This is a genomic window from Roseivivax jejudonensis (assembly GCF_900172265.1).
GTDB lineage: Bacteria > Pseudomonadota > Alphaproteobacteria > Rhodobacterales > Rhodobacteraceae > Roseivivax > Roseivivax jejudonensis.
This window is the reverse complement of record NZ_FWFK01000008.1, coordinates 148102-161799: the sequence shown is the minus strand read 5'-3', so window position 1 is coordinate 161799 and position 13698 is coordinate 148102. Positions and strand designations below refer to the sequence as shown.

Sequence of the window (13698 nt, the reverse complement as noted above, 5' to 3'; positions counted from 1 at the left end):
GGGGGCCCTGCCCCCGGGCGACATGCGCGCGCCGACAGGCGCGCACCGCCGGCGCGGCTTAGAACTCCTCGACCGCCAGCACGCCGCCGAGCGATTTGACCGCGCCCTTGATCTCGGGCGTGACCGGGAATTCCTCCTGCAGGTCGATCTCCACCTCGCCGGGCAGGCCGGCGTCGTTCAGGCAGAGCCGCACCGGCCCGCGTCCGGCGCGCGGCAGCTGGTCCGCCGCGCGGCCGAGCACGGAGGCGATGTGCGGAATGGCGCCCGGATCCTCGACGAAGATCCGCAGCCCTGCGGCGCCCGCGTCGGCCACCGCCACGTCGGCCGGTGCGACGGACCGCCCGAGCAGCTTCAACTGATCGCTCTCCATCGTCGCCTCGACAGTCACCACCACCTTCGCCCCGGTCTCGAGATGCGCGCGGCTCTTCTCCAGTGTCTCCGAGAACAGCGTGACCTCGTAGGCGCCGGTCGGGTCCGACAGCTGGCAGAAGGCGAAGCGGTTGCCGCGCGCGGACTTGCGCTCCTGCCGCCCGGCGACCACGCCGGCCATCTTGGCCACCAGCGCGCCGCCCTCGGCCTTCTTCGTCACCTCGTCGAGCGTCATCACCTGCTTGCGCCGGAGCGCGCCCATGTAATCGTCGAGCGGGTGCCCCGACAGGTAGAAGCCCACCGCCTTGAACTCCTCGGCCAGCCGTTCCGCCGGCAGCCAGTCGTTGACCGGAGGCAGCCGCGGCTCGGGCAGGTCGTCGCCGGCCTCGCCGAAGAGCGACACCTGGTTCGACGCCTTCTGCTCGTGCACCGCGGCCGAGTAGGCGACGAGCGCGTCGAGGCTCTCGAACACGCGGCGGCGGTTGCGGTCGAGCTGGTCGAACGCGCCGGCCCGCGCCATCATCTCCAACGGGCGCTTGCCCACGCGCTTGAGGTCGACGCGGCGGGCGAAGTCGTAGATCGTCGCGAAGGGCTTGTCGCCGCGCCCTTCGACCACCAGGCGCATCGCGTCGAGACCCACGTTCTTGAGTGCGCCGAGCGCGTAGACCAGCGCGCCCCCCTCGACATCGAAGCTCTCGCGCGAGCGGTTCACGCACGGCGCCACCCAGGGCAGCGCGAGCCCCTTCTTCACCTCCTCGAAATAGACGGCGAGCTTGTCGGTAAGGTGAATGTCGCAGTTCATCACGCCGGCCATGAACTCGACCGGGTGGTTCGCCTTCAGCCACGCGGTCTGGTAGCTGACCACCGCGTAGGCGGCGGCGTGCGACTTGTTGAACCCGTAGTTGGCGAACTTGTCGAGAAGGTGCCAGACCTCCAGCGCCTTGTCGTCGTCGACGCCGTTCTTCTTGGCCCCCCCGATGAATTTCGGCCGCTCGGCGTCCATCGCCTCCTGGATCTTCTTGCCCATCGCACGGCGAAGAAGGTCGGCGCCCCCGAGCGAGTAGCCGGCCATCTCCTGCGCGATCTGCATCACCTGCTCCTGGTAGACGATGATGCCCTGCGTCTCGTCGAGGATGTGATCGATCGAGGGGTGGATGCCGGCCCGTTCGCGCTGGCCGTTCTTGACCTCGCAATAGACCGGGATGTTCTCCATCGGACCCGGACGGTAGAGCGCCACGAGTGCCACGATGTCCTCGATGCAGGTGGGTTTCATGCGCTTGAGCGCATCCATCATGCCCGAGGATTCAACCTGGAACACCGCCACGGTGCGCGCCTTGGCATAGAGCGCGTAGGTCTTCTCGTCATCGAGGGGAATCTGCCCGATATCGTTCTCGGCGCCGTCGAAGGGCGTGTAGATCTCCGCGCCGTCGGCGGCGACGTGCAGCGGCCGGCCAGCGCGGTGGATCAGGTCGATCGCGTTCTGGATCACCGTCAGCGTCTTCAGGCCCAGAAAGTCGAACTTCACGAGGCCCGCCTGCTCCACCCACTTCATGTTGAACTGGGTCGCCGGCATGTCCGAGCGCGGATCTTGGTAGAGCGGCACCAGTTCGTCGGTCGGCCGGTCCGCGATCACCACGCCCGCCGCGTGGGTTGAGGCGTTGCGCAAGAGCCCCTCGACCTGCTGGCCGTAGGTCAGCAGCCGGTCGACGACCTCCTCGTTGCGGGCTTCCTCCTTCAGGCGCGGCTCGTCGCGCAGCGCCTGCTCGATCGAGACGGGCTTCACCCCCTCGACCGGGATCATCTTCGACAGCCGGTCGACCTGCCCGTAGGGCATCTGCAGCACGCGGCCCACGTCCCGGACGGCAGCCTTGGACAGGAGCGCGCCGAAGGTGATGATCTGCGCCACCCGGTCGCGACCGTACTTCTCCTGAACGTACTGGATGACCTCCTCCCTGCGGTCCATGCAGAAGTCGATGTCGAAGTCCGGCATCGACACCCGCTCCGGGTTGAGGAAGCGCTCGAACAGGAGAGAGTAGCGCAGCGGGTCGAGGTCGGTGATCGTCAGCGCGTAGGCCACGAGGCTGCCCGCGCCCGAGCCCCGCCCCGGCCCGACCGGTATGTCGTGCTCCTTGGCCCACTTGATGAAATCGGCCACGATCAGGAAGTAGCCTGGAAAGCCCATCCCCTCGATAATGCCCAGTTCGAAGTCGAGCCGCGCCTGGTAGTCCTCGACCGGCACCGCGTGCGGGATCACGGCAAGGCGCTTCTGCAGGCCCTCGTTGGCCTGCCGGCGCAGTTCCTCGACCTCGTCGTCGGCGAAGCGTGGCAGGATCGGCGGCCGCTTTTCGGCTTTGACCGCGCAGCGTTTGGCGATCTCCACCGTGTTCTCGACCGCTTCCGGCAGGTCCGCGAACAGCGTCGCCATTTCCTGCGGCGACTTGAAGTAGTGCTGCGGCGTCAGGCGGCGGCGCGGCTCCTGCTGGTCCACGTAGGCCCCGTCGGCGATGCAGATCAGAGCGTCGTGCGCCTCGTACATCTCGGATTTCGGGAAGTAGACGTCGTTGGTGGCGACGAGCGGCAAGCCCATGTCGTAGGCCATCTCGACGAAGCCGCGCTCGGTCAGCCGTTCCGCCTCGGGCGCCCCGTCCTCGCCGGGATGGCGCTGCAGTTCGACATAGAGCCTGTCACCGAAGGCGGCGTGCATCCGCACCATCAGCGCCTCGGCCGCGCCGCGACTGCCCTGCCGCAGCAGCAGGCCCGCCGGCCCGTCGGGTCCGCCCGACAGGCAGATCACGTCCTCGGCGTGGCGGTCGAGCTCGTCTAGCGTCACATGCGCGAGCTCCCCGTCGCCCCGCAGGTAGAGGCACGAGTTCAGCTTCATCAAGTTCTCGTACCCGCGCTCGGACTGCGCCAGCAGGACCACCGGCGCCGGCGCGCGGGGCCGTTCACCCGGCTGCGGGTCGATGTAGCGCACGTCCACCTGGCAGCCGATGATCGGCTGCACACCGGCGCCCGCGGCCGTGACCGAGAATTCGAGCGCGGCAAAGAGGTTGTTGGTGTCCGTCACGGCGACGGCGGGCATCCCCATCGCCTCGCACAGCCCGGGCAGCTTCTTGAGCCGCACGGCGCCCTCCAGAAGCGAGTACTCGGTGTGGACGCGAAGATGGATGAATCGGGGGTCACTGCTCATGCGACCACGATATGTGGTGTGCGCGGCGCCGGAAAGTCCTCTCCGCATCCCGGAACGCCGCAGCCCGTCCCGGCGTTGCAACTGCATCCAACGGGATCCGCGAGGGGAACACGGACATGGGCAGACTCATCGGACTTCTGATCGCCGTCGCGGCGATCATCATCATCCTGGTTTACTTCGGCTTTCTGCAGGTCAGCCCGGAAGGCGAACAGGCCATCGACGACGCCGCCGACAGCGTCGGCGAAGCGGTGGAGAACACCGGCGAGGCGATCCAGGGCGAGGCTGCCGACGGAAACTGAGGGTTGGGGCGGGGCGGCCCGATCCGCCCCCGCTATGGGCAGCGATCGCGCCGCGACGTCGCGGTCGCGACATTTTCCTTGCATCGACATGGGGCCAGCTTCTAGCCTCGGTGTCCGAACCTGACCGGCCCGCCGCCTTCTACGCCGCATCGAGGGCGCGCAGCACGGGCAATCGGTAACGCGGCGGGCATCTTTCATGGATATCGACTTTCTTCTGAACGGAGAAAGGGTCGAGCTGCGGGACGTCGCGCCAACGACGACCCTGCTCGACTGGTTGCGGCTCGAGCGCGGGCTGACCGGCACGAAGGAGGGCTGCAACGAAGGCGATTGCGGCGCCTGTTCGGTCATCATCACCGACGACGACGGCGCGCGCACACTCAACGCCTGCATCCTGTTCCTGCCGCAATTGCACGGCAAGGCCGTTCGCACCGTCGAGGGGCTGTCCGGCCCCGACGGCACGCTGCACCCGGTGCAGCAGGCGATGATCGACCGACATGGCAGCCAGTGCGGCTTCTGCACGCCCGGCTTCGTCGTGACGATGGCCGCGGCGCACCTGAACGGCGACACCGGCCACGACGACGTGCTGGCCGGCAACCTGTGCCGCTGCACCGGCTACGCGCCGATCATACGCGCGGCCGAGGACGCGGCGGCGCAGCCGGTCCCGGGCTGGATGCGAGACGCGCCCCCGCCCGTCGCGGCAACGCCGTCCGCCTCCACCGGTACGACCCATGCGCCCGAAACGCTCGACGCGCTTCTGTCACTCGCCGCCGACCGGCCGGAGGCAACGCTCGTCGCCGGCGCGACCGATGTGGGGCTCTGGGTCACGAAGGACCTGCGCGACCTCGGAGACGTGATCTTCCTCGGCCGCTGCCGTGAGCTCCGGGAGATCGAGGTCGGGGCAGACACGATCCGCCTCGGAGCCGGGGTGACGATGGATCGCGTGCACGATCTGATGCGGACGCACCATCCCGCCTACGCCGAGATGATCCGCCGCTACGGCGGCGGACAGGTGCGCGCGGCGGCCACGATCGGCGGCAACATCGCCAACGGCTCGCCCATCGGGGACAATCCGCCGCCGCTCATCGCGATGGGCGCCACGCTACATCTGGCGCACCGCGATGGCCGCCGGGAAATGCCGATCGAGGAATTTTTCCTCGAGTACGGGCGGCAGGACCGCCGCCCGGGCGAGATCGTCGAGGCCGTGACACTCCCCGTTTCGGCGCCACGGCTGAAGGTCTGGAAGCTGTCCAAACGCTTTGACCAGGACATCTCCGCGGTGTGCGGCGCCTTCGACATCCGGATCGAGGACGGGCACGTGAGCGCGGCGCGCATCGCCTTCGGCGGCATGGCCGGCGTGCCCAAGCGCGCCCGGGCGGTCGAGGCCGCGCTGATCGGCCAACGCTGGTCGGACGACGCGGTCGCCGCCGCCTGGGACGCATGGGAGCGGGACTTCACCCCGATGTCGGACATGCGCGCCTCTGCCGGGTACCGGCTGAGCGCGGCGCGCAACATGCTCTCGCGCTATCTGCTGGAGGATCTGGGCGCGGCGGTGAACGTCCTCGAGGTGACGCCATGAGCGTGACCCGCCCCCTGCCCCACGACGCCGCACGGCTGCACGTCACCGGCGCCGCGCGCTACGTCGACGACATCCCGGCCCCGGCCACCTGTCTTCATCTCGCCTTCGGGCTGTCGACGGAGGCTGCCGGCCGCATTACGGCGCTCGACCTCGCGCAGGTGCGCGCGGCGCCGGGCGTGGTGGCCGTGCTCGAAGCCGGCGACCTGCCCTTCACAAACGATGTCTCGCCTTCGGCGCACGACGAACCGCTGTTGGCCGACGGCCGGATCCACTACCTCGGTCAGCCGGTCTTCCTCGTGGTCGCGACATCTCATCTCGCCGCGCGCCGCGCCGCCCGGCTGGGCCGCATCACGACCGAGGCGCGCGATGCGATCCTCACCGTCGAAGACGCGCTCGACGCCGATGCTCGATTCGAGGACGGGCCTCGGATCTGGGCCAAGGGCGATGCGGGCGAAGCGATCGACGGCGCCCGGCACGTCGTCGAGGGCCGGATCGGTATCGGCGGACAGGAGCATTTCTACCTCGAGGGACAGGCCGCGCTGGCGTTTCCGCAGGAGGACGGCGACATGGTCGTCCATTCCTCGACCCAGCACCCGACCGAGATCCAGCACAAGGTCGCCGACTCGCTCGGCCTGCCGATGCATGGCGTGCGCGTCGAGACCCGGCGCATGGGCGGCGGCTTCGGCGGCAAGGAAAGCCAGGGCAACGCGCTGGCGGTCGCCTGCGCGGTGGCGGCGCGCATCACCGGGCGGCCGTGCCGGATGCGCTACGATCGCGACGACGACATGACGATCACCGGCAAGCGCCACGATCTCGTCATCGACTATCGCGCGGGCTTCGACGCCGACGGCCGCATCCTGGGAGTCGAGTTCCTGCATCTCGTGCGCTGCGGCTGGGCGCAGGACCTGTCGCTGCCGGTCGCAGACCGGGCGATGCTGCATGCCGACAACGCCTATCACCTGCCTGCCGCGCGCATTGAAAGCCACCGTTTGCGCACCAACACCCAGAGCGCGACGGCCTTCCGCGGGTTCGGCGGTCCGCAGGGCATGGTCGGGATCGAGCGGGTGATGGACCACGCCGCGCACATCCTCGGGCTCGACCCTCTGGAGCTGCGCCGGCGCAACTACTACGCGGATGCCGACGACGAGGGGCCATCGGCCGACGGCGCCTCCGGCCCCCCAGCGACCAGCGGGTCCAACTCGGACACGCCGAGACAGGACGCCGCGGCGCACCCGCGCGTGCCGGCGGGTCTGCCCGATGATGCCGGGCTCGACGTCGCGTCGCGCGGCGCCGTGGGCGCGGTGCCCGAACATGGCGGAACGGCCACGGCGGCCCGGGGCGACGTGCAGACGACGCCCTACGGCATGGCGGTCGAGGACGGGATCCTGAACGCGCTGACGGACCGACTGGCGCAAGACTGCGACTATGCCGGGCGGCGCGCGGCTGTCGCGGCATGGAACGAGGCCAACCCGATCCTGAAACGCGGGCTCGCGCTGACGCCGGTGAAGTTCGGCATCTCGTTCACGCTCACACATCTCAACCAGGCCGGCGCACTGGTCCACGTCTACCAGGACGGCTCCATCGCCATGAATCACGGCGGCACCGAGATGGGCCAGGGCCTGTTCCAGAAAGTGGCGCAGGTCGCCGCATCACGGTTCGGGGTCGAGGTCGGCGCGGTGCGGATCACCGCGACCGACACCGGCAAGGTGCCCAACACCTCGGCCACCGCCGCCTCCTCCGGATCGGACCTGAACGGCATGGCCGTGCGCGCCGCCTGCGACACGATCCGCACGCGGATGGCCGAACATCTGGCCGAGCGCTACCAGGCGCGGCCGGACGAAGTGCGCTTTGCCGAGGGCGGGGTCCGTGTCGGGACCGAGACGCTGAGCTTCGCCGCGGCGGCCAAGCTCTGCTACGAGGGCCGGGTCTCGCTGTCCGCCACCGGCTACTACAGGACGCCGAAGCTCGAATGGGATCGCATTCGCGGAGTCGGCCGGCCGTTCTTCTACTTCGCCTACGGCGCCGCCTGCACGGAGGTGGTCATCGACACGCTGACCGGCGAGCACCGGATGCTTCGGACAGATATCCTGCACGACGCCGGCGCCTCGCTGAACCCGGCGATCGATATCGGCCAGGTCGAGGGCGGCTTCATTCAGGGCGCCGGCTGGCTCACGACCGAAGAACTGGTCTGGGACGACGCCGGCCGGCTGCGCACCCACGCGCCATCGACCTACAAGATCCCGGTCGCCTCCGATCGACCGCCGGTCTTCAACGTCGCGCTATGGGACGGGGCGAACCGCGAGGACACGATCTATCGCTCCAAGGCGGTGGGCGAGCCGCCGCTGATGCTGGGCATCTCGACCTTCCTCGCGCTGTCGGACGCGGTCGCGTCCTGCGGACCGGGCTACCCCGCGCTCGACGCGCCGGCGACGCCCGAGCGCGTGCTCGACGCGGTGGGACGGGCACGCGATGGCCTTTGACCTTGCCGCAATGCGCGCCGCGGTGGCGGCCCACGGCCGCGTCGCGCGCGTCGTGATCGCCGACGCCGCCGGATCGGTGCCGCGCGAGGTCGGTGCGTCCATGCTGGTCTGGGACGGCGGCCAGTCCGGAACGATCGGCGGCGGCACACTGGAATGGGAAGCTGCGCGCCACGCCTTCGACCGGCCCGGCCTCGTGCGCTATCCGCTCGGCCCCGCCCTCGGGCAGTGCTGCGGCGGCGCGGTAACGCTGTTGACCGAGATCTACGAGGCCCCGGACGTCGCGGACCTGGCCGGTCCGGTCGTCGCGCGCGGCCGTGGCGAGGCGCCCCTCGCGGTGCGCCGGATGCTCGACGCGGCCCGGGCCAAGGGCGCACTGCCCGCGCCCCAGCTCGTCGGCACATGGTTCGTCGAACCGGTGGAGGCGCCGGCGCAACCGCTCTGGATCTGGGGGGCGGGCCATGTCGGCCGGGCGATCGTCGACGTCATGGCGCCGTTGCCGGACATCGCGATCACCTGGATCGACACCGCGCCCGAGCGCTTTCCCGAGGCGCCGCCCGCTGGCGTGCGATGCCTGCCGGCCCCCGATCCCGCGCGTGCCGTGCCGACCGCTCCGGGCGATGCGTGGCACCTCATCCTGACCTACAGCCACGAAATTGACCTGGCGCTCTGCCACGCCTTGCTGCGCCATGGCTTCGGTCATGCCGGGCTGATCGGGTCGGACACCAAATGGGCCCGGTTCCGCAGCCGCCTCGCAGCGCTCGGCCACACCGACGCGAAAATATCGCGCATCTGCTGCCCGATTGGGCAAAAATCGCTCGGCAAGCATCCGCAGGCCATTGCGCTCGGCGTCGCGCGCGATCTACTCGACAGGAAAAACGACAGGGATACAGCAGCGTGGGTCACCACCTCCTCAGCCTTCGGGGCCTGACAAAGGCCTATCCGGGCGTCGTCGCCAACGACGACGTGTCCTTCGACGTGGCCGAGGGCGAAATCCACGCGCTGCTGGGCGAGAACGGCGCGGGCAAGTCCACGCTGGTCAAGGCGATCTACGGGCTGGTCACGCCGGACGCGGGCGAGATGGAGTTCGCCGGCCGCCGCTTCGCCCCCGCCGAACCGTCGGACGCCCGCCGCGCCGGGGTCGCGATGGTGTTCCAGCATTTCTCGCTCTTCAACGCATTGTCAGTGGCCGAGAACGTCGCGCTCGGGATGGAAACGCCGCCCCGGACCCGCGACCTCGCCCGCCGCATCCGCGACGTGTCCGAAGAATACGGCCTGCCGCTCGATCCCTACCGCACCGTCGGCACGCTGTCCGCCGGCGAACGCCAGCGAGTCGAGATCGTGCGCTGCCTTCTGCAGGAGCCGCGGCTTCTGATCATGGACGAGCCCACGAGCGTGCTGACGCCGCAGGAGGTCGAAATCCTGTTCGCGACCCTGCGCCAGCTCCGCGAGGAAGGGCGATCGATCCTCTACATCTCGCACAAGCTCGACGAGATCCGCGCGCTTTGCGACACCGCGACGATCCTGCGACTGGGCCGGCGCGTGGCGACTTGCACGCCGGCCGAACGGTCCTCGCGCGAGTTGGCCGAGATGATGGTCGGCGCGAGCTTCGCCACGCCCGAGCCGCGCGGCGCGGCGCCGGGCGAGATCGCGCTCGAGGTCGCCGGGCTGAGCCTGCCGGCCCCGGGCGCCTTCGGCACGCCGCTGCGCGAGGTCGGCTTCGACCTGCGCAAGGGTGAGGTGCTCGGCATCGGGGGCGTCGCCGGCAATGGGCAGGACGAGCTTTTGGCCGCGCTGTCCGGCGAGCGCCCCGCGCCGCGCGGCACGATATGGCTGTCCGGGCGCGACATCAGCCGCCTCGGTCCGATGGCCCGGCGCGATTCCGGCCTTCTGTCGGGCCCCGAAGAACGACTCGGCCACGCCGCGGCCCCCGAGATGAGCCTGACCGAGAACGCGGTCCTGACCGCCGCGCGGCGCGAACGTCTGGTGCGGGGCGGTTTCATCGACTGGGACGCGGCCGAGCGGTTCGCCCGCCGGATCGTCGATCGCTTCGACGTGCGTACGCCCGGGACCGACACGGCAGCCCGCGCGCTGTCCGGCGGCAACCTGCAGAAATACGTGATCGGGCGCGAAATCCTGCAGCGCCCCGAGGTGCTCGTGGTCAATCAGCCGACATGGGGCGTCGACGCCGCCGCCGCCGCCGCGATCCGGCAGGCGCTTCTGGACCTCGCGGCGAAGGGCACGGCGATCCTCGTCATCAGCCAGGATCTCGACGAGTTGATGCAGATCTCCGACCGCTTCGCCGCGCTGAACGAGGGGCGGCTGTCGCCCGCGCGGCCGGTGGCCGAACTCACGCTCGAGCGGATCGGTCTGATGATGGGCGGCGCGCACGACATGGAGGTGGCCCATGCGGAGGCCTGACGCCGCCCTACCGGTCGCGGCGGAGACGCGGCTCGGCCCAGCCCGCCGTGCCCCGGGGCGCCAAGAGCCGATCCGGAGCCGGGCGCGATGATCGCGCTCGAGAAACGGCCGCAGCCCTCCCGGGGCTGGCTGGTGGCTGCGCCGCTCCTCGCCGTGGTGCTGACGATGCTCGTCGGTGGCGCGATGTTCGCGGCGCTCGGGGTCGATCCGGTGGAGGCGATCCGCACGATCTTCTGGGATCCGCTCTTCAACCCGCAGTTCGCGAGCTATTCGCGGCCGCAGCTCCTGGTGAAGGCCGGGCCGCTGATCCTGATCGCGATCGGGCTGTCGCTCGGGTTTCGCGCGGGGATCTGGAACATCGGCGCCGAAGGCCAGTACATCATGGGGGCGATCTGTGGCGCCGGTGCGGGCCTCGCCTTCTACCCGTCGGAGTCGCTGCTGATCTTTCCGCTGATGGCACTGGCCGGCGCGCTCGGCGGCTGGGCCTGGGCGATGATCCCGGCGCTCTTCAAGACGCGCTTCGGCACCAACGAGATCCTCGTGTCGCTCATGCTGGTCTACGTGGCCGAGTCCATCCTTGCGTCGGTATCGTCCGGTCTCTTGCGCAACCCCGAAGGCATGGGCTTCCCCGGCTCGCGCAACCTCGCCCAGTGGGATGCCGCGGCCAACCGCGAGCTCTTGGCGAACACGGGCATGCACTGGGGCGTCGTCGCCGCGTTCGTGTCGGTGATCCTCGCCTACGTGCTGATGTCGCGGCATGTCCTCGGCTTCAACATCCGCCTGTCGGGCGACGCGCCGCGGGCGGCGCGCTTCGCCGGCGTCCGGCCGGCCCGCATCATCATCTTCTGTCTCGGCACCGCCGGCGCGCTCGCAGGCCTTGCCGGCCTGTTCGAAGTTGCGGGGCCCGCAGGGCAGATCTCGATCGACTTCAACTCGGGCTACGGCTTCACGGCGATCATCGTGGCCTTCCTCGGCCGGCTCCACCCGGTCGGCATCCTGCTGGCCGGGTTGCTGATGGCGCTGACCTATATCGGCGGCGAACTGGCGCAGCTCATGCTCGGCGTGCCCGGCGCCTCGATCCAACTGTTCCAGGGGATGCTGCTGTTCTTCCTGCTCGGGGTCGACGTCTTTACCAACTACCGGCTGCGGCTCGGCCGGCGCGAGGTCGCGTGATGGATTTCGGTTCGATCAATCCGGTGCTGCTCGTGGCCTCGGTCATGGTGTCGGCGACCCCGATCCTGCTCGCCGCCATCGGAGAGACGGTGGTCGAGCGCTCGGGCGTCCTCAACCTCGGGGTCGAGGGCATGATGATCACCGGCGCCGTCGTCGGCTTTGCCGTCGCGGTAAACACCGGCGATCCGGCGTCAGGATTCGCGGCCGCCGCGCTCGCGTCGGCGGTGCTGTCCCTGACATTCGGCGTGCTGACGCAGATCTTCCTGTCGAACCAGGTCGCGACGGGCCTCGGGCTGACGCTCGTCGGGCTGGGCCTGTCGTCGCTGATCGGCAAGCCCTACGAGGGCATGAAATCCCCGACGCTGCCCAAGCTCGATCTCGGCCCGCTGTCGGATCTTCCGGTCGTCGGGCGGATGCTCTTTTCGCACGACATCATGGTCTATCTCGCGCTCGGCATCGTTGCGCTCGTCTGGATGTTCCTGAAGTTCACCCGCGCCGGGCTGATCCTGCGCGCGGCCGGCGAGAACCACGATGCCGCCCACGCGCTCGGCTACCACGTGGTGCGGGTGCGGCTGATGGCGATCTTTTTCGGCGGGGCCTGCGCCGGGCTCGGCGGAGCGTATCTCAGCCTCGTGCGCGTGCCGCAATGGACCGAGGGCATGACCGCGGGCGCCGGCTGGATCGCGTTGGCGATCGTGGTCTTCGCCTCGTGGCGGCCGTGGCGGGTGCTGGTCGGCGCCTATCTCTTCGGCGGCGTCACCGTGCTGCAGCTGAACCTGCAGGCGGCCGGGGCCGACGTGCCGGTCGCGCTGCTGTCGGCGTCGCCGTACCTCGTGACGATCCTCGTGCTCGTCATCATCTCGGCCCGCGGGGCGCATGCCGCGCCGGGCTCGCTGGGACGCCCGTTCCATGCCAGCCAGTAGTACCGCGCGCCCGACTGCCCGCGGAACCGCCACGACCGGCCCGGGCAGGACACCGGCAGCCGCGGCAGCCTTGCATTGACCGGCGCGACCGGTCGAAGATCGATTACAAATCCGGAACCGACAGGGGAGTAGACAGAATGAACCGAAGAACCCTTCTTGCCAGCGCGGCGATCCTCGCCGCGGCACCCGCCTTCGCCCAGGACGATCCCGTCAAGGTCGGCTTCATCTATGTCGGCCCGATCGGCGACGGCGGCTGGACCTACGAGCACAACGAGGGCCGGCTCGCCGTCGAGGAACATTTCGGCGACCAGGTCGAGACCGTGTACCAGGAAAGCGTGCCTGAGGGCGCCGACGCGGTGCGCGCGATCACGCAGATGGCCCTGTCGGGCGCCGACATCATCTTTACCACCTCGTTCGGATACATGGATCCGACCATCGAGGTGGCCGCGAACTTCCCCGATGTCGTCTTCGAACACGCCACCGGCTACAAGCGTGCCGAGAACGTGTCGACCTATTCCGCGCGCTTCTACGAGGGCCGCGCGATCCAGGGCCACATCGCCGGTGCGATGACCGAGTCGAACCGCATCGGCTACATCGCATCCTTCCCCATCCCCGAGGTGATCCGCGGCATCAACTCGGCGTACATCCACGCCAAGAAGGTCAACCCGGATGTCGAGTTCTCGATCGTCTGGGCCTACACGTGGTTCGATCCCGCCAAGGAGGCCGATGCCGCCCGCGCGCTGATCGAGAACGGCGCGGACGTCATCCTTCAGCACACCGACTCCACCGCGCCGCAGGCCGCCGCGCAGGAAGCCGGCGACGTGATCACCTTCGGCCAGGCCTCCGACATGGCCGAATACGCGCCCGAGCCCCGCGTGTCGTCGATCATCGACAACTGGGCGCCCTACTACATCGACCGCGTGCAGGCGGTGATCGACGGCACCTGGGAAAGCCAGGACGTCTGGTACGGGATCGACCAGGGCATGGTCGAGATCGGCGAGATCACCGATGCCGTGCCGGAGGACGTTCGCGAGCAGGCGCTCGAGATGAAGGACGCGATTGCCGCGGGCGAGTATCACCCGTTCACCGGGCCGATCAATCGCCAGGACGGGTCGGAGTGGCTCGCCGAAGGCGAGACCGCGGACGACGGCACCCTGCTCGGCATGGACTTCTACGTCGAAGGCCTGAGCGGAGAGATCCCGAACTGAGCCGCTGCGCGGCACCTGTCACGTCGAGGGCTCCCGGTCGCGCGCCGGGAGCCCATTCGGCT

General features: G+C 69.5%; 9 protein-coding genes. 8 read left to right on the top strand and 1 reads right to left on the bottom strand.

Annotated features, from left to right (window positions below):
* Positions 1 to 58 precede the first annotated feature (58 nt).
* Positions 59 to 3559 (bottom strand): DNA polymerase III subunit alpha, encoded by a 3501-nt coding sequence (dnaE, locus tag ROJ8625_RS18835; RefSeq protein ID WP_085793473.1) that lies wholly within the window; start codon positions 3557 to 3559, stop codon positions 59 to 61.
* Between the two features lie 116 nt (positions 3560 to 3675).
* Between dnaE and ROJ8625_RS18830 the strand changes: the two genes are divergently transcribed.
* From ROJ8625_RS18830 to ROJ8625_RS18795, 8 genes are all read left to right on the top strand, one after another.
* Positions 3676 to 3858, top strand: coding sequence for a hypothetical protein (locus tag ROJ8625_RS18830; RefSeq protein ID WP_085793472.1), 183 nt, complete (start codon positions 3676 to 3678; stop codon positions 3856 to 3858).
* Between the two features lie 196 nt (positions 3859 to 4054).
* Complete coding sequence (gene xdhA, locus ROJ8625_RS18825) at positions 4055 to 5434, top strand: xanthine dehydrogenase small subunit (RefSeq protein WP_085793471.1); 1380 nt, start codon at positions 4055 to 4057, stop codon at positions 5432 to 5434.
* Positions 5431 to 7914 (top strand): xanthine dehydrogenase molybdopterin binding subunit, encoded by a 2484-nt coding sequence (locus tag ROJ8625_RS18820; protein ID WP_085793470.1) that lies wholly within the window; start codon positions 5431 to 5433, stop codon positions 7912 to 7914. The genes xdhA and ROJ8625_RS18820 overlap by 4 nt, the downstream gene beginning before the upstream one ends.
* A complete protein-coding gene (xdhC, locus tag ROJ8625_RS18815) occupies positions 7904 to 8842 on the top strand; it encodes a xanthine dehydrogenase accessory protein XdhC (RefSeq protein ID WP_085793469.1) in 939 nt (312 codons plus the stop codon). The genes ROJ8625_RS18820 and xdhC overlap by 11 nt, the downstream gene beginning before the upstream one ends.
* Complete coding sequence (locus ROJ8625_RS18810) at positions 8809 to 10332, top strand: ABC transporter ATP-binding protein (RefSeq protein ID WP_085793468.1); 1524 nt, start codon at positions 8809 to 8811, stop codon at positions 10330 to 10332. Before xdhC ends, ROJ8625_RS18810 begins: the two co-directional genes overlap by 34 nt.
* 87 nt (positions 10333 to 10419) lie before the next feature.
* Positions 10420 to 11505: an ABC transporter permease gene (locus tag ROJ8625_RS18805; RefSeq protein ID WP_085793467.1), complete on the top strand. Its 1086-nt coding sequence runs from the start codon at positions 10420 to 10422 to the stop codon at positions 11503 to 11505.
* A complete protein-coding gene (locus tag ROJ8625_RS18800) occupies positions 11505 to 12428 on the top strand; it encodes an ABC transporter permease (RefSeq protein WP_085793466.1) in 924 nt (307 codons plus the stop codon). The genes ROJ8625_RS18805 and ROJ8625_RS18800 overlap by 1 nt, the downstream gene beginning before the upstream one ends.
* A gap of 137 nt (positions 12429 to 12565) precedes the next feature.
* Complete coding sequence (locus tag ROJ8625_RS18795; protein ID WP_085793465.1) at positions 12566 to 13636, top strand: BMP family ABC transporter substrate-binding protein; 1071 nt, start codon at positions 12566 to 12568, stop codon at positions 13634 to 13636.
* Positions 13637 to 13698: the final 62 nt, after the last annotated feature.

Bases quoted from the DNA above. Each gene is read 5' to 3' on its own strand.
- dnaE (WP_085793473.1), bottom strand. From the start codon at position 3,559: ATGAGCAGTGACCCCCGATTCATCCATCTTCGCGTCCACACCGAGTAC.
- ROJ8625_RS18830 (WP_085793472.1), top strand. From the start codon at position 3,676: ATGGGCAGACTCATCGGACTTCTGATCGCCGTCGCGGCGATCATCATC.
- xdhA (WP_085793471.1), top strand. From the start codon at position 4,055: ATGGATATCGACTTTCTTCTGAACGGAGAAAGGGTCGAGCTGCGGGAC.
- ROJ8625_RS18820 (WP_085793470.1), top strand. From the start codon at position 5,431: ATGAGCGTGACCCGCCCCCTGCCCCACGACGCCGCACGGCTGCACGTC.
- xdhC (WP_085793469.1), top strand. From the start codon at position 7,904: ATGGCCTTTGACCTTGCCGCAATGCGCGCCGCGGTGGCGGCCCACGGC.
- ROJ8625_RS18805 (WP_085793467.1), top strand. From the start codon at position 10,420: ATGATCGCGCTCGAGAAACGGCCGCAGCCCTCCCGGGGCTGGCTGGTG.
- ROJ8625_RS18800 (WP_085793466.1), top strand. From the start codon at position 11,505: ATGGATTTCGGTTCGATCAATCCGGTGCTGCTCGTGGCCTCGGTCATG.
- ROJ8625_RS18795 (WP_085793465.1), top strand. From the start codon at position 12,566: ATGAACCGAAGAACCCTTCTTGCCAGCGCGGCGATCCTCGCCGCGGCA.